Genomic DNA, 14,341 nt, shown 5'->3' on the forward strand with positions numbered 1-14,341 from the left:
GGGTCCGGCGCTTCCAAAGCGGCGGCGAGGCGGGCGGTGGATTAGCCCGGGAAGTTCCCCGACCGGGCGCGCGCCGTCTCGACAATGCGGCGGGCCGCATCGAAGGCTTGGTCTATAGTCATTTCCGACGTATCAAGCAAGACGGCGTCGGCGGCCTGGGTCATCGGCGAATCGGCGCGGCCGCCGTCGCGTTCGTCGCGCTTCCTGATGTCGGCCAGGATTTCGTCATAGGCGACGGCCTCGCCCTGGCCGACAAGCTGCCTCCAGCGACGATCGGCGCGGATTTCGGCGGAAGCGGTGACATAGAGCTTGGCCGGCGCGGCGGGCGCGATGACCGTGCCGATATCGCGGCCGTCGATGACGCTGCCCGGCTCCTGGGCGGCGAACCGCTGTTGAAACTCGCGGAGCGCCTGCCGGACCGGGGTATGGACCGCCACTCGGCTGGCCAATTCGCCGGCGGCGCGGGTGCGCAGTTCGGGCTGTTCGAGTTCGGAAGGCCGCAGCGCCAGGGCCGCCGCCGTCGCGACGCTCACGTCGTCGAGATCACCGCCGTCTTGCGCCACCTTCAGGCCGACGCCGCGGTACAGCAACCCCGAGTCCAGCAGCGGATAGCCGTAGAGCTTGGCCAGGCGCGAGGCGATCGTGCCCTTGCCCGAGGCGGCGGGACCATCGACGGCGATGATGAAGGCCATGAATAGGCTCCGCTTTCGCTCCCGACGTACGGACGGAAGGGATTTAATCCGTCTCCCCGGCGAAGGCCGGGGCTCAGGTGAAACCCACGAGCCGCTCAGGATGAATCTGGGTCCCGGCCTTCGCTGGGAAAACGGTAGTGGGATGGCGTATCTAGCGCTTCAGGCGTCCTCGAGCGTTGCTCCCAGCCCGCGCATCATCTCCGCGAAGCCGGGGAAGCTGGTGGCGATCATGCCGGGCTCGTCGATCTCGACCGGCTGCTGGGCGGCCATGCCGAGGATCAGGTGGCTCATGGCGATGCGGTGATCGCCGTGGGTGTGGACGAGGCCGCCGCCGCGCACAGGATGATTGGCGCGCGCCGTACCGATCACCGTCATGCCCTCGGGCTCTTCCTCGACGGTGACGCCGCAGGCCTTCAAGCCCGCCGCCGTCAGGGCGATGCGGTCGCTTTCCTTGACCCGCATCTCGCCGATGCCGCGCATCACCGTGGAGCCCTCGGCGAAGGCCGCGGCCACCGCCAGGATCGGATATTCGTCGATCATCGCCGGGGCCCGCTCGGGCGGCACAACCACGCCCTTCATGTCGGGGGAGTAGCGGGCGGTGATGTCGCCGACCTGCTCGCCGCTGGCCTCGCGGATATTGGCGATCACCAAGTCCGCGCCCATCTCCTGAAGCGTCGTGAACAGGCCGGTGCGCAGGTCGTTGAGCATCACGCCTTCGACCGTCACTTGCGAGCCTGGGACGATCAGGCCAGCCACCAGCGGGAAGGCCGCCGACGACGGGTCGCCGGGCACCGCCACATGGGTTCCGGTCAGCTTCTGGCCGGCCGGCAGGCGGATGTGGCGGACATTGTCGCGGTCCTCCACGGTCACCTCGGCCCCGAAGGCGCGCAGCATGCGCTCGGTGTGGTCGCGGGTGGCTTCGGGCTCGATCACCTCGACCCCGCCCTCGGCGTGAAGGCCCGCCAGCAGCACGGCCGACTTCACCTGGGCCGAGGCCATCGGCAGGGTGTATTGCAGGCCGCGCAGGTTGCCGCCCTTCAGGGTCAGCGGCAGGCGGCCCTTGTCGCGGCCCAGCCAAGTCGCGCCCATCCGGGCGAGGGGATCCAGCACCCGGCTCATCGGCCGGCCGCGCAGCGACTGGTCGCCGGTGAAGGTGGCGCAGAGCGGAAAGCCCGCCGCCGCGCCCATGACCAGCCGCACGCCGGTGCCGGCATTGCCGCAGTCGACGACGTCCGACGGCTCGACGAAGCCGCCCTTGCCCTCGATCCGCCAGCGGCCGCCGCCCTCCTGTTCGACCCGCGCGCCGAACGATCGCATGGCCTGGGCGGTCGCCAGGACATCGGCGCCCTCCAGCAAACCCTCGACCGTGGTGGTCCCCGAAGCCAGGGCGCCCAGGATCAGCGAGCGGTGCGAAATCGACTTGTCGCCGGGCGCGCGGACCGTTCCGCGCAGGGGCCCGCCAGGGGTGCTCTTCAATCCAGCCGCCGTCATGCCGCCACCGGCCTCCCTATCATGAGCTTTTCGCGAGGGGATTGCTTTTGACAGCGGCTCCCTAGCATGGCAAGTGACCCGCCGCTTTCCCCATCTGGATCAAAGGGTCGCCAACTTGGCCAATCCCGAACTGGGCGCAAAACAAATTTGCCCCAACTGCCAATCGAAATTCTACGACCTGGGCCGCCGCCCGGCCCTATGTCCCAAGTGCGGCGAGTCGTTCGATCCTGAAGAGGCGCTGAAGTCGCGTCGGGTTCGCGCGCGCGCCATCACGCCGGACTATGACGCCGAGGACGAAAAACCCGTCGCTCCCGCCAAGGAGCCGGACGGCTACGAGGACGAGGTCGATGAGACCCCGGAAATCGACCAGGCGGTGGAAGCCGATGTGGTCGACGCCGAGGACGACACCGACCCGGTCGCGACCCCGGCCGCCGGCGCCGACGAGCTGGGCGTTGATTTCGCCGAGGACGAAGACCTGGCCGAGGACGAAGCCGACGACGTTCCGTTCCTTGAGGACGAAGACGAGGAAGACGTCCTCGACGACGAAATCGAAGGCCTGCCGGGCGCCGACGACGACGATCGCTAGGCCCTTTCATTGAAGATATTTTTCGGGAACGACGATCTCGAAAAATATCCGAAAAAATGTGCCGGGAGGGTTGATCCAAAAATCCTCCCGGCATAGGTTCCGCGCCTCTTCGGGGGCCACCCAATCGGGGCCGCCGCAGACACCGAGACATTCCGGGTTTTTCCACTTGGAAATCCTTGAACTCTTGGGGCTTTAGCTCAGCTGGTAGAGCGCTTGCATGGCATGCAAGAGGTCAGCGGTTCGACTCCGCTAAGCTCCACCAAAACGGCCGCTTCCCTAAAGGGAGCGGCCGTTTCCATGTCTGCGGTCCAGCTCCTCCTCCAGTGGGGGAGGTCTCGGCGAAGCCGACGGAGGGGGGAGTGGTCGGCAGGTGATCTCCTGCAGGATCTATGGCCCTAAACTCCCCCCACCGATCGCTTCGCGATCGCCTCCCCCACAAGGGCAGGACTTGACCCTAAGCCCCCCGCGCCACGAACCAGCCGTTGCGGAAGCCCTTGTCGGCCTTGCCATAGACAAACGGCCCGCCGTCCGGCGCGGTGAAGCGACCTCCGGCTGCGAGCAGGATGGCGTGGCCGGCGGCGGTGTCCCATTCCATGGTCGGGCCGTGGCGCGGATAGAGGTCGGCCGCGCCCTCGGCGATGCGGACCAATTTGATCGAACTGTCCATCGGCGCGCGCAGATCAAAGCCGTATTCGGCCGCAAGTTCGGTCGCGCGCTCTTCGCTCATGGTGTGGCTGACCAGGGCCAGGGCCTGGCCTTTCAGCCAAGGGCGGGCGCGCACGGCGACCTCGGCAGCGCCCGGTCCGTCGCGCTTGATCACGCCGTCGGCGGTCGTGAACCAAATCTCGCCCGTGGCGGGCGCGCAGATCGCGCCGGCCACGGGAACCCCGTTGTCGATCAGGCCGATATTGACCGTGAAATTGGGATCGCCGCGCACGAAGGCCTTGGTGCCGTCCACCGGATCGACCAGGAAGAAGCGCGGGCCAATGACGTCGGGCGCGCCGAACTCGCTGGCGTGCTCCTCGGAGATCGCCGGGATATCGGGAAAGCGTTCGGCCAGCAGGGTCAGGATCAGCCGCTCGCCAGCCCGGTCCGCCTCGGTGACCGGGCTTTCATCGGCCTTGCGGACCACGTCCAGATCGGTGCGCCAGAACGGCAGGATGACCTCGGCGGCCGCCTCGACGATGGTCGCCAGATATCGGCCCATGTCGGCCAAATCTTGAGTGCTCATTAGGTCCCTCTGGGGTCGTCGCCGACGAAGACCAGGCTGACGCGCGTCGCGTCCACCGTCTGCTTGCCGGCGTCCTCGAAATTGACGGTCACGCGATGGCCGATCACCGATTGCACCTGGCCCAGCCCCCAGTCGGGCTGGTCGGGATGGCGCACGAGGACGCCGGGCTCGAGAAACGGATCCATCACCCGCCCCTGATAGGCGACCGGTCCCGTTTGCCAAAGCCACAAATCACGCCAAAGATCGCGTCATGACCGAAGCCGACGCCCCCTCGCCCGCCCTGACCGACGCTCCCGCTCCGGAATTGAACGTCCCCAAGCTCGACATAGGGGGCCCCGACTTCGCCGCGATGGTCGCCGCGCGGCTCTGTCACGACTTCATCAGTCCGGCCAGCGCCATCGTCTCGGGCCTGGACCTGCTGGAGGACCCGTCGGCCCAGGACATGCGCGAGGACGCCATGAGCCTGATCGCCTCCAGCGCCCGCAAGCTGGCCGACCTGCTCCAGTTCACGCGCGTCGCGTTCGGCGCGTCTGCCTCGGCGGAGAACTTCGACTCCCGTGAGCTGGAAAAGTTGTCGCAGGGTGTGTTCGCTCATGTCCGCCCGACCATGGTGTGGGACATACCGGCCACTGTGCTGAACAAGGCCAGTGCGCGGGCCATTCTCAACATCGCCCAACTCGCGGCTAGCGCCCTGCCCGCTGGCGGGGTGGCGACGCTAAAGGCCGTGGTCCTGGACGGCCGTGTGGCCATCACCGCCGACGCGCTGGGCCCCCGCGCCCGGCTTCGCCCGGAGGTCTTGGCCGGACTGAAGGGCGAGGCCCTCGCCGAGGGGCTGGGCGGCCCCTGGGTGCAGGCGGCTTATCTTCACGCCTTGGTGCGCGCCGCCGGCGGCCAGGTCGGGGTCGAATTGGCTGAAGACCGGGTCAGCCTGGCCGCGTGGGTTCCCGCTTAGGCCCCTTCGCGACGATTAAGACCGGACATCGTCCGCAACGTCACTGCTCCTTAACCCCCGCCGCGCCAATCTGGGGGTCTTGAATTGGAGCATGCCGTGAAGACCTGCCTCGTCGTCGATGACAGTCGGGTGATCCGAAAAGTCGCCCGGCGCGTCTTGGAGGACATCGGCTTCGAGATCGCCGAGGCCGCCGATGGCGTGGAGGCCCTGGCCTGGTGCCGGGCGGCCATGCCTGACGCTGTTCTGTTGGACTGGAACATGCCGGTGATGAACGGGATCGAATTCCTGCGCCATCTGCGCCAGGAGCCGGGCGGCGACGCTCCGGTCGTGGTGTTCTGCACCGTCGAGAACAGCATCGAGCGCATCCGCCAGGCGTTGGACTGCGGCGCCAATGAATACATCATGAAGCCGTTCGACGGCGACATCATCACGGCGAAATTCGCCGAGGCGGGCCTGCTGTGATTCCCGAGGACATGGAGCTTCTGGCCGCCCTGGCCCGCCAGCGCGCCGGTCTGCGGATCGAGAGTGACAAAACCTACCTCGTTGAAAGCCGTCTCGGGCCGCTGGCCCGGCGTGAAGGCTTCGAGTCGATTGAAGCGATGATCGCCGCCCTGCGCGCCCATCGCGAGGACCGGTTGATCTGGGCCGTGGTCGAGGCCCTGACCCTCAACGAAACCGCCTTCTTCCGCGACCGCGAGACCTTCGCCCATCTGCGCGATACGCTGTTGCCGGCCCTATCGCGCCAGACTCGCGATCGCCCAATCCGAATCTGGAGCGCCGCCTGCTCGACCGGCCAGGAAGTCTATTCCCTGGCCATGACCGCAGCGGACGCGCGCGGCGTCGAGCCGGGCGCGCGCTTTGAATTCTTCGGGTCGGACCTTTCCGACCGCTGCCTGGAGAAGGCCCAGAGCGGGCTCTACACCCAGTTCGAGGTGCAGCGCGGCCTGCCGATCCGGCTGCTGGTCAAGCATTTCGAGAACGCCGATGAAATGTGGGCGATCAGCCCGCGTATCCGCCAGGCGGTGCGCTGGCGGCGGATCAATCTGATGGCCGACCTATCGCCTCTGGGCAAGTTCGACGCCATCCTGCTGCGCAATGTGCTGCCGGGGCTCGATCCCGGCGTCCACGCCCGGGTTATCGAGAGCCTGGCCGCGCGCCTCGAGGACGACGGCGTGCTGCTGATGGGCGAGGGTGAGAGCCTCACCGAGGTCACCGGGGCCGTACTGCCGGTCGCCGATCATCCCGGCCTGTTCACCCGCGACCCCAACTTCCGCGCAGCCGCCTAGGCGCCTCAGGCCCCGGCCCACCCGCGAAAAAGCCCGCCGGTCGACTGACCGGCGGGCTCAATCTTTAGTCCGCAGCTAGATGCTTACTTGGCGTCCTTGGCGGTGTCGCTGACGGCGTGGCCGGCCGACGAGACATCCTTGCCGGCGCCTTCGACGGTGTTGCAGGCGGCGACGGACAGGCTGGCGGCGATGGCGGCCAGGATGATGAGCTTGCGCATGGAAGTTCTCCGATGGTCGCCCGACGGGCGTCTGAAAGTGTTGCCCCTGCAGAACGTCTGCGGCGCCGCTAGGTTCCGCCTACGCTCTCGACCGGCGGCGCTTGCGGCGTCGGGAAAATCAGTCGCACCAGCAGGCCGCCAGCTGGCGAGGCCTCGAACAGAAGTTTCCCGCGCAGCTGCCGAGCGAAGGCGGTCATCAGGGTCCGCCCAACGCCTTCGACCGGACCCTTGGGCGCGCCGGGACCGTCGTCGCCGATCGCCAGTTCAGCCTCTTCGCCGCGCACGAAGAAATCGACGGTCAGCGTCCCGCCCCGCTCGCCCAGGGCGTGCTTCTGGGCGTTGGTGATGGCCTCGACCGCGAACAGGGCCAGGGGCGCAAGCCGGTCTGGATCGATGACCAGCGGGTCGGCATGCACCTCGGTGCGGATCGGCCCGCTACCCATCGAGTCGCCGGCCAGCAGCAAGGCGGTCAATTCCTCGAGGAACGGTCGCAGGTCCACCCGCTTGAGGTCGGGGCCCTGGTAGAGCGCGCGGTAGATCTGGGCCAGGGCGGTGATCCGCTGGCGGGTGTCGTTGAGGGCGGTGCGGGCGGCTGGGTCGGTCAGCGCCCGCTGCTGCATGTTGAGCAGCGAGGAGATGATCTGCAGGTTGTTCTTCACCCGGTGATGGATCTCGCGCATCAGGGCGTCCTTCTCGCCCAGGCTGTCGCGGAGGGACGCGTCGCGAGCGACGATGGCGGCGGCCATGTCGTCGAGCGTGGCGGCCAGTTCGCGGATCTCCGGCGGCGCCCGCTCGGCCTGCAGCGGCCGGACGGTGAAGCGACCCCGGGCATAGATGGCCGCCACCCGGCGCAGATAGACGATCCAGCGGATCACCGCCTGCTCGGTGGCGTAGAGCACCGCCGCCAGGGCGAGGACGAAAGCCAGCAGCGGGGCCAGCAGGCGCAACGCTGGATTCAGCCAGGCCCAGGAAGCCAAGCCGGGGGCCTTGGCCGACAGGATGACGAACACCTGCTCGCCGACTAGGGGCGCGGCGGAGAAGTCGCGATGGCCATGATCCGCGTCGAAGCCCGACCATAGGGCCGAGCCGGTTTTGGCGGCGCGGTCGCGCCAGGCCTGGGGCGGCGCGCTGAACGCCCGAGGATCGGTGGCGGCGAACACGTGGCCCTCGGAATCGGCCAGGGCCACCTCGGCGCCGCCAGGCAGATAGCGATTGGCGGTCTCCGGCTTCAGACTGGACAGGGTGAGGATGGCGGCCATGGCGCCGCCGAACTTTCCATTGGCGTCCTCGGCCCGCACAGCGGTCAGCACCGAAGGCTCGTCTGCATAGGACACCCCCGGCACGCTGGCCACGACCATGTGCGAGCCGGCCGCCAGGTTCTGAAACCAGGACCGACCCGAACGCGCGGCGTCGGGGGGGGTGGTCGCGGCGGCGCAAGACACCCGGCCATAGGCGTCGAAGCGGATCAGATTGGCATAGCCCGGAAGGTGGCTCTTCACCGTGTCGAGGCGCTGGGCGCAGGATAGCCCAACCGAACCCGGACCAAGCGTCTGCAGCAGAACGCCGGCCGCCTCAATGCGAGCGCGGGCGATCGCCGCGCTGCGCCCTGCCGCCAGTTCGAGACTTTGACGTCGAGAATCTGCCTCCGCCTTGAAGGCGAAGACCGACTGAAGAACACCCAGAACGAGGACGGGGAGGAGCGCGATGAACAGCGCGCCGGCCAACCGGACCCGAATGGAGCCGACGACGTCGGAACCGCGCCCGAGAGAAGACTTCACCGCAGGGTGCTCAGTCTCTCCGCGTCGGCCAGGATGGCGTACATGGCGTCGCCGGCGGCGCCACCGTCGCGGTCATAGGCGCCCGCTTCCAGAATGGCCTGCAGGGCGCGCCGGGCCCGGCTGACGCGGCTCTTCACCGTACCGACCGCGCAGCCGCAGATCTCGGCCGCTTCCTCGTAGGCGAACCCGCCCGCGCCCACCAGGATCAGCGCTTCGCGCTGTTCTGGCGGCAGCATGGCCAGGCTGAGCCGCAGCTCGTCCAACGCAACCGGGGCCTCGGGATCATCAACCGCCACGAGGGTGCGCTCGGCGGCCTCTTGATCAAGCTGGCTCTGGCGCCAGGAGCGACGCTTCTCAGAATAGAACTGGTTGCGCAGGATCATAAAGGTCCAGGCCTTCATGTTGGTGCCCAGCTGGAAGCTGGCCCGAGCGTCCCACGCCTTCATCATGGCGTCTTGCGCCAGATCATCGGCCGCGGTGGGGTCGCCGGTCAAAGTACGAGCGAAGGCGCGAAGATGCGGGATGAGCGTGACAAGTTCCTTCTTGAAGGCCACGTCACGGACCGGGTCGAAGGGCGACCGGCCGACTTGCGCTTCCGTCATGGTTCAACGCTCTCCCGAAGGCTTTTCTGCCTTGCGAAGGATGTCGAGGAATTCGTCGGGTACAGGCTCGTTCACGACCTCGTCGAACATCTGACGAAGCTTGACGCCGATAGCCTGCTGACGGAGCCGGGCTTCATCGAGGGCGGCGGCCCCCTTGCGATGATCTTCCATGGGTACGTGTTCAATCATGTCCTCGACGCCGATAAAACGCGACGCCCGCCCCCTGGCCGAATGAGTGTCCGCAGGATGACAACGTCGAATTCCGTATGAGGTTCCGCAAGCTTGAGCATATGGTGGCAAAACTAGTCCGCTCGAGGAACCCCGACGCGCCGCGAAATGGAACCGCGCAGGGCGCGCCGCGTTTAGTGCTCGATGGCGAACGGCGCAGCTTTGCCGCGACGGTCGTTTTTTTGTTCCCAAGACACTCAAACGGGAGGGGTCATGAGTCTTCTTGCCCGGCTAGCGCCGCACTTGCCTTATGTTCGTCGCTACGCTCGCGCGCTGACTGGCGACCAGACCACTGGCGATCATTATGTGCGCGTTGCGCTCGAGGCTCTGGCGGCCGGTGAAAGGTCGTTGGACGCCAATCTGTCGCCGCGCGTCGCCTTGTATCGCGTGTTCCATGCCATTTGGCTGTCCTCCGGCGCGCAGCTCGAAGCGCGGCGCGACGACGTCGTTGGTCATGGTGACGACGCCTCGCAGCGGCTGATGCGGATCGCTCCGCGTTCGCGGCAGGCGTTTCTGCTGACGGCGCTGGAGGGCTTCACCCCGACCGAGGCCTCGCAGATCCTCGACTGCGATTTCGCCGAGGTCGAGCGCCTGATTTCTGAAGCGCAGCAAGAGATCGACGCCGAACTGGCCACTGACGTCCTCATCATCGAGGACGAACCGGTGATCGCGGCCGATATCGAGGCCTTGGTGCGTGAGCTTGGCCACGACGTCATCGACATCGCCGCCACCCGCGGTGAAGCGGTCGAGGCCGTCAACCGCCGCACCCCGGGCCTGGTGCTGGCCGACATTCAGTTGGCCGATGGTTCGTCGGGCATCGATGCGGTCAAGGATATTCTGGCGCGTCTCGACGTGCCGGTGATCTTCATCACCGCCTTCCCCGAGCGCCTGCTGACCGGTGAGCGTCCGGAGCCGACCTTCCTGATCACCAAGCCCTTCCAGCCGGAAACGGTGAAGGCGGCGATCGGCCAAGCGCTGTTCTTCCATCCGCGCCGGACCCAGAAGGCGGCCTGATCTTTCAGGCCTGAAAACGAGGAAAGCCCCGGTTCGTCGCCGGGGCCTTTTTCGTATGCGTGTCGCTCGTGACGCAAATGCAAAGCGCTTAGCCAGCCGGCGTTTGCTTCACCGGTGTCTGGGGGGTGGAATAACGTCCGGCTTCCTGCGTGGTCTTGGCGCCGTTGTTGTGCTCGACGCTGGCCAGGTCGCCAGAGCGCATGGCCCAGGCCCCGAACAAGCCAATAGCAGCCAAGACGGTCGAGATGATCAGCACCCAGAACACGTGCTTGCCGCGGCGACCTTGACGGGCGCGGGTTTCGTTAAGGACGGGACCGGAACGGTCGAGATCGGCGGGCATGGCAGGCTTCCTTATCGCGCGGCGGAATATCCGCCCGAGCTGAGCTCGGCCGAACCGCCGTGTGCGGGGTTGTTGAAATGCTGGAGCACGCCGGCCGACGCCGCGATAACGACGATCACCGTCAAGGCGGTCATGCGGTTGCGGACGGTCTTTTGCCGACGCGTCGGCGCCTGGTCGAAAACCAGTCCGCCATGCTCGGCTTGGTAGGTGCGGATCACGACGTAACTCCCCAGCTTCGAGGCCGTATCGCCTTCGGGAAATCAACGTCTGGCTTTCGCCGCTGTTCCCTGCGGCAGTGGCCGAGTGATGGCCTCAAGAAAAATCGCGGAATAGGCGAGAAAATATTCATCGGGCGGGAACCGCCCCTTCTCGTTCACGTTTTCAATCTGCGGAGGCGGCGACGCCCCCCCGACTTGAGGCTAGCGCAAGTTAGCCTGTCGCCTCCGCACCCCACACTTCCAAGGCCTTAAGGCGGACCCTTGCGGATCCGCCCTTTGCTTTGGCGTAAGCGCGGCGAGGCGTGATCAGCCCCGCGGTCCGTTCAAATCGATCTTGACGTCGGCGCGGCGACGCAGAGGACGGGACTCGCCCGAGCCTGTCAGGGAGCCGCTATCGCCAGCAGCGGCGACGTCGATCTCCACATTGCGGAACCCGACCTTCGCCAAGGCGCCGGTGACCACGCTCGCCCGCGTCTTGGAGAGCGCCAGGTTGGCGTCTGCGGCCCCCACGGCGTCAGCCAGCCCCAGCACGCGGACGGAGTTCACCTGGCAGCCCTTGGCCATCGCGCCAGCGTTCTTGAGCACGGAGCGCGCTTCGCTAGTCAGGGCGCTGGACTGGCTCTCAAAATAGATCTCCACCGCGAAGTCTTCGCAGGCCGGCGGCGTCATCACGATATCGGATCGCGACTTGGGTCCGGAATTGCTGGCGCAACCCGCGGCTAGCCCGGCGGCGACGACAACACCAATCGCCGTCAGTTCGACTCTTCTCATCGCTTGCCCTCTCGTGCTGCGGCCACGCAAAAGGCGGCCGGCGCATGCCGACCGCCCTTTCCAGGTCTTTCAGGCGACCCCGACTTAACGGGGGCTGCCGTCTTCCCAGTAGTAACGACCGCTACGCGAGTCGTAGTAGTAGTACCGTCCGGCCCGCTCGTCATAGTACTGACGGCGATTGGCGTTGGTCGAACCGCAGCCGCCGTCCTCGCGACAGCCCTTGACGGCGCCTGCGGTGCCGCCGATGGCGGCGCCGATGGCGGCGCCGGTGCTGGCGCTGCCGCCGCCGACATTGTTGCCGATGACCGCGCCGGCGAGAGCGCCCAGAGCGGCGCCCCCGGCGGCGTTGCGTTCGGTGTTGCCGGTCGCGGTGCAGCCGCTGGCCAGCACACCGACGCCCAGCAAGGCGATCAAGGTCTTCTTCATTGTGGCTCTCCCGTTCGAGCTTGTCCCGAGAGGCAAACGGCGGGGCGAGGCCAACGGTTCCGGGAACCCTCGCAAAGCTGCGCCGTTTGCCAAGTCAATGTTTCCGCGCGTTGGCGCTTTTGGATGTTTCGCATGCGCGTTGAAGTGATCGTCAATACCGCCTCGGGCTCGGTGGGCAAGGACGCGCCGGCCCAGGCGGAAGCCATCCTCGCCGAACATGGCGTGGAGGGTCAGGTGCATGCGCCGACCGAACGGGAGCTAACCGCCTGCATCCGCGCGGCCATCGAGCGTCGCCCCGACGCTATCCTGATCGTGGCCGGCGATGGCACGGCCCGCGCGGCGGCCGAGATGTCGGGTCCCGACGGCCCGATGATCGCGCCCTTGCCGGGCGGCACGATGAACATGCTGCCCCACGCGCTATACGGCGCGATTTCCTGGCCCGAGGCCATGGCCGCCTGCTTGAAGAACGGCGAGGCCAAGATGATTTCCGGCGGCGAAGTCAGTGGCCGACTGTTCTTCGTCGCCGCCATATTGGGTAGTCCGGCCCTGTGGGCCACCGCCCGCGAGGCCGCCCGGGCCGGGCGCGCCGACCTGGCGCTGATGCGGGCCCGGCGGGCGCTGCGACAGGCCTTCTCCACCCGCCTGCGCTACGTCCTCGACGGCCGCCCCAAGGGCAAGACCGAGGCGCTGAGCCTGATGTGCCCCCTGGTCTCGGCCGACCTGCACGCCGACGAGCAGGCGCTTGAGGCTGCGGCCGTCGATCCGTCGAACGCCCTGGACATCTTCCGGCTCGGCGTCAGCACCGTGACCGGCAACTGGCGCAACGATCCGTCGGTGATCGTCGGCCGCTGCCGGGTCGGCAAGGTCTGGGCCGGCGGGCGGATTCCCGCTATCCTGGACGGCGAGCCGGTCCGGCTGGACGATACGGTCAGCATTCGCTTCCGCCCAAAAGCCTTCCGCGCCCTGGTGCCCGCCGCATGAGCCAAAGGCTGAAACTGGTCCAAGTCTCCGACATCCATTTCGGCGGCGAACACAAGGACGCCGTCGAGGCGGCGGTCGAACGCATCCATGCCGAGCGGCCCGACCTGGTGATCGCCGCCGGCGACCTGACCAAGGATGGGAAGACCACTGAGTTCGACGCCGCCAAGGCCTGGCTGGACCGGCTGCCTCGCCCGCAGCTGGTGACGCCAGGCAATCACGACACCCCGTTCGTCGGCCCCCGCGAGATTCTCAACCGCATCTTCGCGCCGTGGCGACGCTATGAGCAGCGGTTCGGCGAGCGGATGAACGGAGACTGGGACGACCCGCGCGTCACGGTGGTCAGCCTCAATTCCGCTCGCGCCTTCCAGCTCCGGCTGAACTGGTCGAAGGGCGCGGTGTCGCGCCGACAGATCCGCGAGGTTTGCGCGGCTTTGAAAGACGCCGCGCCGGACGCGTTGAAGATCGTGGTCTGCCATCATCCGCTGATCGAGATGCTGGGCGGGCCGATGACCGCCAAGGTGCGGGGCGGTACGGCGGCCGCCCTGGCCTTCGCCGGCGCTGGGGTGGATCTGGTGCTGACGGGCCACATCCACGCGCCTTTCGTGCACCCCTACCCGTTCTCGGACGGCTGCACCCAGGCGGTAGGCTCGGGCACCCTGTCGGTGCGCGAACGTGGCGTGCCGCCTAGCTTCAATGTCATCGAGGTCGACGACGGCGACATCAAGATCACGGCCCTGGCCTGGGAGCGCACTCAGTTCACGGTCTGGCGAACCTGGTCGGTCCCGCGCCGCTGCGTCCCATGTTCAAACGAAAACGGCGCGACCGAGGTCGCGCCGTTGAACGTTTAGTCGAGAGGCTGAGGTCAAGCCGGTTCGGGATAGGTCCAGGCCGCGCCGTCGCCCTTGGCCGCCGCGAACTGCGCATCGGCGAACGCCCAGTTGGGCAGGACGTCGAACCAGGCTTCCAGGAAGCCTTTACGGTTGTTCTGGTGGTCCAGATAGTAGGCGTGTTCCCAGACGTCGCAGACCAGCAGCGGGGTGACCCCGTTCTTGGTCAGGGTGTCGTCGGCGTCGTGGGTCGAGAGGATCACCAGCTTGCCGGCCTGGACGGCCAGCCAAACCCAGCCCGAACCGAAGTGACCGACGCCCTCGGCGACGAACTTCTCCTTCAGGCCGGACAGATCGCCAAACGCCTCGGCGATCGCGGCCGAAAGCTCGGCCGACGGGGCCGCCTGGTCGGCGCTCATGCAGTCCCAGAAGAACGCGTGGTTCCAGGCCTGGGCGGCGTTGTTGAACACCTTGCCGGGACCGGCCTCGCGGATGACCGCTTCCAGAGGACGCTTGTCGCCCTCCAGCAGCAGCCCGTTCAAGGCGTTCACATAGGCCGCATGGTGCTTGTCGTGATGGAAATGAAGCGTGTTTGCCGAGATCGTCGGTTCCAGGGCTTCATAGGCATAGGGCAGGTCGGGGAGTTTGAACATGATCGCTCCAGAGCAAGACGCCCCCGGGAGATGAGAGGAGGGGCGCG

The 14,341-nt window shown here is 67.2% G+C and carries 20 protein-coding genes and 1 tRNA gene; 8 read left to right on the forward strand and 13 right to left on the reverse strand.

What is annotated here, in order from left to right; all coding sequences use genetic code 11:
* Positions 1 to 41: 41 nt before the first annotated feature.
* Positions 42 to 692, reverse strand: a complete 651-nt coding sequence (gene cmk, locus ACP696_RS07710; protein ID WP_426010742.1) for a (d)CMP kinase — start codon at positions 690 to 692, stop codon at positions 42 to 44.
* A 159-nt stretch (positions 693 to 851) separates the two neighbouring features.
* A complete protein-coding gene (gene aroA, locus ACP696_RS07715; RefSeq protein ID WP_426010740.1) occupies positions 852 to 2,183 on the reverse strand; it encodes a 3-phosphoshikimate 1-carboxyvinyltransferase in 1,332 nt (443 codons plus the stop codon).
* Between the two features lie 115 nt (positions 2,184 to 2,298).
* Here aroA and ACP696_RS07720 point away from each other — a divergent pair, with 115 nt between their 5' ends.
* Positions 2,299 to 2,769: a TIGR02300 family protein gene (locus ACP696_RS07720; protein WP_426010738.1), complete on the forward strand. Its 471-nt coding sequence runs from the start codon at positions 2,299 to 2,301 to the stop codon at positions 2,767 to 2,769.
* A 186-nt stretch (positions 2,770 to 2,955) separates the two neighbouring features.
* Positions 2,956 to 3,031, forward strand: a tRNA-Ala gene (locus ACP696_RS07725).
* A 192-nt stretch (positions 3,032 to 3,223) separates the two neighbouring features.
* On the opposite strand, the gene cysQ is transcribed toward ACP696_RS07725, so the two are convergent.
* Both cysQ and ACP696_RS07735 read right to left on the reverse strand, forming a co-directional pair.
* Complete coding sequence (gene cysQ / locus ACP696_RS07730) at positions 3,224 to 4,000, reverse strand: 3'(2'),5'-bisphosphate nucleotidase CysQ (RefSeq protein WP_426010736.1); 777 nt, start codon at positions 3,998 to 4,000, stop codon at positions 3,224 to 3,226.
* Complete coding sequence (locus ACP696_RS07735) at positions 4,000 to 4,188, reverse strand: DUF3553 domain-containing protein (RefSeq protein ID WP_426011292.1); 189 nt, start codon at positions 4,186 to 4,188, stop codon at positions 4,000 to 4,002. The genes cysQ and ACP696_RS07735 overlap by 1 nt, the downstream gene beginning before the upstream one ends.
* 62 nt (positions 4,189 to 4,250) lie before the next feature.
* Between ACP696_RS07735 and chpT the strand changes: the two genes are divergently transcribed.
* From chpT to ACP696_RS07750, 3 genes are all read left to right on the forward strand, one after another.
* Positions 4,251 to 4,952, forward strand: a complete 702-nt coding sequence (gene chpT / locus ACP696_RS07740; RefSeq protein WP_426010734.1) for a histidine phosphotransferase ChpT — start codon at positions 4,251 to 4,253, stop codon at positions 4,950 to 4,952.
* Positions 4,953 to 5,036: 84 nt separating this feature from the next.
* Positions 5,037 to 5,414: a response regulator gene (locus tag ACP696_RS07745; protein ID WP_426010732.1), complete on the forward strand. Its 378-nt coding sequence runs from the start codon at positions 5,037 to 5,039 to the stop codon at positions 5,412 to 5,414.
* A complete protein-coding gene (locus ACP696_RS07750) occupies positions 5,411 to 6,238 on the forward strand; it encodes a CheR family methyltransferase (protein ID WP_426010730.1) in 828 nt (275 codons plus the stop codon). The genes ACP696_RS07745 and ACP696_RS07750 overlap by 4 nt, the downstream gene beginning before the upstream one ends.
* Positions 6,239 to 6,321: 83 nt before the next feature.
* Here the strand turns inward: ACP696_RS07750 and ACP696_RS07755 are convergent, their stop codons facing one another.
* The 4 genes from ACP696_RS07755 to ACP696_RS07770 all read right to left on the reverse strand — a co-directional run bounded on the left by ACP696_RS07755 (position 6,322) and on the right by ACP696_RS07770 (position 9,025).
* Entirely contained in the window at positions 6,322 to 6,456 is a 135-nt protein-coding gene (locus ACP696_RS07755) for an entericidin A/B family lipoprotein (protein WP_426010729.1), read from the reverse strand.
* A gap of 68 nt (positions 6,457 to 6,524) precedes the next feature.
* The gene (locus tag ACP696_RS07760; RefSeq protein WP_426010728.1) at positions 6,525 to 8,234 is read right to left on the reverse strand and encodes a sensor histidine kinase; all 1,710 of its coding nucleotides are present in this window, start codon (positions 8,232 to 8,234) and stop codon (positions 6,525 to 6,527) included.
* The gene (locus ACP696_RS07765) at positions 8,231 to 8,836 is read right to left on the reverse strand and encodes a sigma-70 family RNA polymerase sigma factor (protein WP_426010726.1); all 606 of its coding nucleotides are present in this window, start codon (positions 8,834 to 8,836) and stop codon (positions 8,231 to 8,233) included. The genes ACP696_RS07760 and ACP696_RS07765 overlap by 4 nt, the downstream gene beginning before the upstream one ends.
* 3 nt (positions 8,837 to 8,839) lie before the next feature.
* Positions 8,840 to 9,025 carry a NepR family anti-sigma factor gene (locus tag ACP696_RS07770; protein ID WP_012284186.1) on the reverse strand — a complete coding sequence of 62 codons (186 nt, stop codon included), beginning with the start codon at positions 9,023 to 9,025 and terminating at the stop codon, positions 8,840 to 8,842.
* A gap of 252 nt (positions 9,026 to 9,277) precedes the next feature.
* On the opposite strand from ACP696_RS07770, the gene ACP696_RS07775 reads away from it, so the two are divergent.
* On the forward strand, positions 9,278 to 10,078 hold the full coding sequence (locus ACP696_RS07775) for a response regulator (RefSeq protein WP_426010724.1): 801 nt from the start codon (positions 9,278 to 9,280) through the stop codon (positions 10,076 to 10,078).
* 88 nt (positions 10,079 to 10,166) lie between these two features.
* Here ACP696_RS07775 and ACP696_RS07780 read toward each other — a convergent pair whose 3' ends face one another.
* The 4 genes from ACP696_RS07780 to ACP696_RS07795 form a co-directional block, all read right to left on the reverse strand.
* Complete coding sequence (locus ACP696_RS07780) at positions 10,167 to 10,418, reverse strand: hypothetical protein (protein ID WP_426010723.1); 252 nt, start codon at positions 10,416 to 10,418, stop codon at positions 10,167 to 10,169.
* An 11-nt stretch (positions 10,419 to 10,429) separates the two neighbouring features.
* The gene (locus ACP696_RS07785; protein WP_426010722.1) at positions 10,430 to 10,636 is read right to left on the reverse strand and encodes a hypothetical protein; all 207 of its coding nucleotides are present in this window, start codon (positions 10,634 to 10,636) and stop codon (positions 10,430 to 10,432) included.
* 306 nt (positions 10,637 to 10,942) lie between these two features.
* Positions 10,943 to 11,407 carry an OmpA family protein gene (locus tag ACP696_RS07790; RefSeq protein WP_426010720.1) on the reverse strand — a complete coding sequence of 155 codons (465 nt, stop codon included), beginning with the start codon at positions 11,405 to 11,407 and terminating at the stop codon, positions 10,943 to 10,945.
* Positions 11,408 to 11,491: 84 nt separating this feature from the next.
* Positions 11,492 to 11,833 (reverse strand): YMGG-like glycine zipper-containing protein, encoded by a 342-nt coding sequence (locus ACP696_RS07795; RefSeq protein WP_426010719.1) that lies wholly within the window; start codon positions 11,831 to 11,833, stop codon positions 11,492 to 11,494.
* Positions 11,834 to 11,965: 132 nt separating this feature from the next.
* Between ACP696_RS07795 and ACP696_RS07800 the strand changes: the two genes are divergently transcribed.
* Together ACP696_RS07800 and ACP696_RS07805 are read left to right on the forward strand one after the other, a co-directional pair.
* The gene (locus ACP696_RS07800; RefSeq protein WP_426010717.1) at positions 11,966 to 12,814 is read left to right on the forward strand and encodes a diacylglycerol/lipid kinase family protein; all 849 of its coding nucleotides are present in this window, start codon (positions 11,966 to 11,968) and stop codon (positions 12,812 to 12,814) included.
* On the forward strand, positions 12,811 to 13,662 hold the full coding sequence (locus ACP696_RS07805; RefSeq protein WP_426010716.1) for a metallophosphoesterase family protein: 852 nt from the start codon (positions 12,811 to 12,813) through the stop codon (positions 13,660 to 13,662). Before ACP696_RS07800 ends, ACP696_RS07805 begins: the two co-directional genes overlap by 4 nt.
* 14 nt (positions 13,663 to 13,676) lie before the next feature.
* Here ACP696_RS07805 and ACP696_RS07810 read toward each other — a convergent pair whose 3' ends face one another.
* On the reverse strand, positions 13,677 to 14,294 hold the full coding sequence (locus tag ACP696_RS07810) for a superoxide dismutase (protein WP_426010714.1): 618 nt from the start codon (positions 14,292 to 14,294) through the stop codon (positions 13,677 to 13,679).
* Positions 14,295 to 14,341 lie beyond the last annotated feature (47 nt).

Origin of the sequence: Caulobacter sp. DWR3-1-2 (assembly GCF_049896225.1) — a bacterium.
Taxonomy (GTDB): Bacteria; Pseudomonadota; Alphaproteobacteria; order Caulobacterales; family Caulobacteraceae; genus Caulobacter.

What these genes read in the sequence shown, in the direction of transcription:
- ACP696_RS07780 (WP_426010723.1), bottom strand. Translation starts at nt 10,418, where the DNA reads ATGCCCGCCGATCTCGACCGTTCCGGTCCCGTCCTTAACGAAACCCGC.
- chpT (WP_426010734.1), top strand. Translation starts at nt 4,251, where the DNA reads ATGACCGAAGCCGACGCCCCCTCGCCCGCCCTGACCGACGCTCCCGCT.
- ACP696_RS07765 (WP_426010726.1), bottom strand. Translation starts at nt 8,836, where the DNA reads ATGACGGAAGCGCAAGTCGGCCGGTCGCCCTTCGACCCGGTCCGTGAC.
- ACP696_RS07775 (WP_426010724.1), top strand. Translation starts at nt 9,278, where the DNA reads ATGAGTCTTCTTGCCCGGCTAGCGCCGCACTTGCCTTATGTTCGTCGC.
- ACP696_RS07810 (WP_426010714.1), bottom strand. Translation starts at nt 14,294, where the DNA reads ATGTTCAAACTCCCCGACCTGCCCTATGCCTATGAAGCCCTGGAACCG.
- aroA (WP_426010740.1), bottom strand. Translation starts at nt 2,183, where the DNA reads ATGACGGCGGCTGGATTGAAGAGCACCCCTGGCGGGCCCCTGCGCGGA.
- ACP696_RS07770 (WP_012284186.1), bottom strand. Translation starts at nt 9,025, where the DNA reads ATGATTGAACACGTACCCATGGAAGATCATCGCAAGGGGGCCGCCGCC.
- cmk (WP_426010742.1), bottom strand. Translation starts at nt 692, where the DNA reads ATGGCCTTCATCATCGCCGTCGATGGTCCCGCCGCCTCGGGCAAGGGC.
- ACP696_RS07805 (WP_426010716.1), top strand. Translation starts at nt 12,811, where the DNA reads ATGAGCCAAAGGCTGAAACTGGTCCAAGTCTCCGACATCCATTTCGGC.
- ACP696_RS07795 (WP_426010719.1), bottom strand. Translation starts at nt 11,833, where the DNA reads ATGAAGAAGACCTTGATCGCCTTGCTGGGCGTCGGTGTGCTGGCCAGC.
- ACP696_RS07755 (WP_426010729.1), bottom strand. Translation starts at nt 6,456, where the DNA reads ATGCGCAAGCTCATCATCCTGGCCGCCATCGCCGCCAGCCTGTCCGTC.
- ACP696_RS07800 (WP_426010717.1), top strand. Translation starts at nt 11,966, where the DNA reads ATGCGCGTTGAAGTGATCGTCAATACCGCCTCGGGCTCGGTGGGCAAG.
- cysQ (WP_426010736.1), bottom strand. Translation starts at nt 4,000, where the DNA reads ATGAGCACTCAAGATTTGGCCGACATGGGCCGATATCTGGCGACCATC.
- ACP696_RS07790 (WP_426010720.1), bottom strand. Translation starts at nt 11,407, where the DNA reads ATGAGAAGAGTCGAACTGACGGCGATTGGTGTTGTCGTCGCCGCCGGG.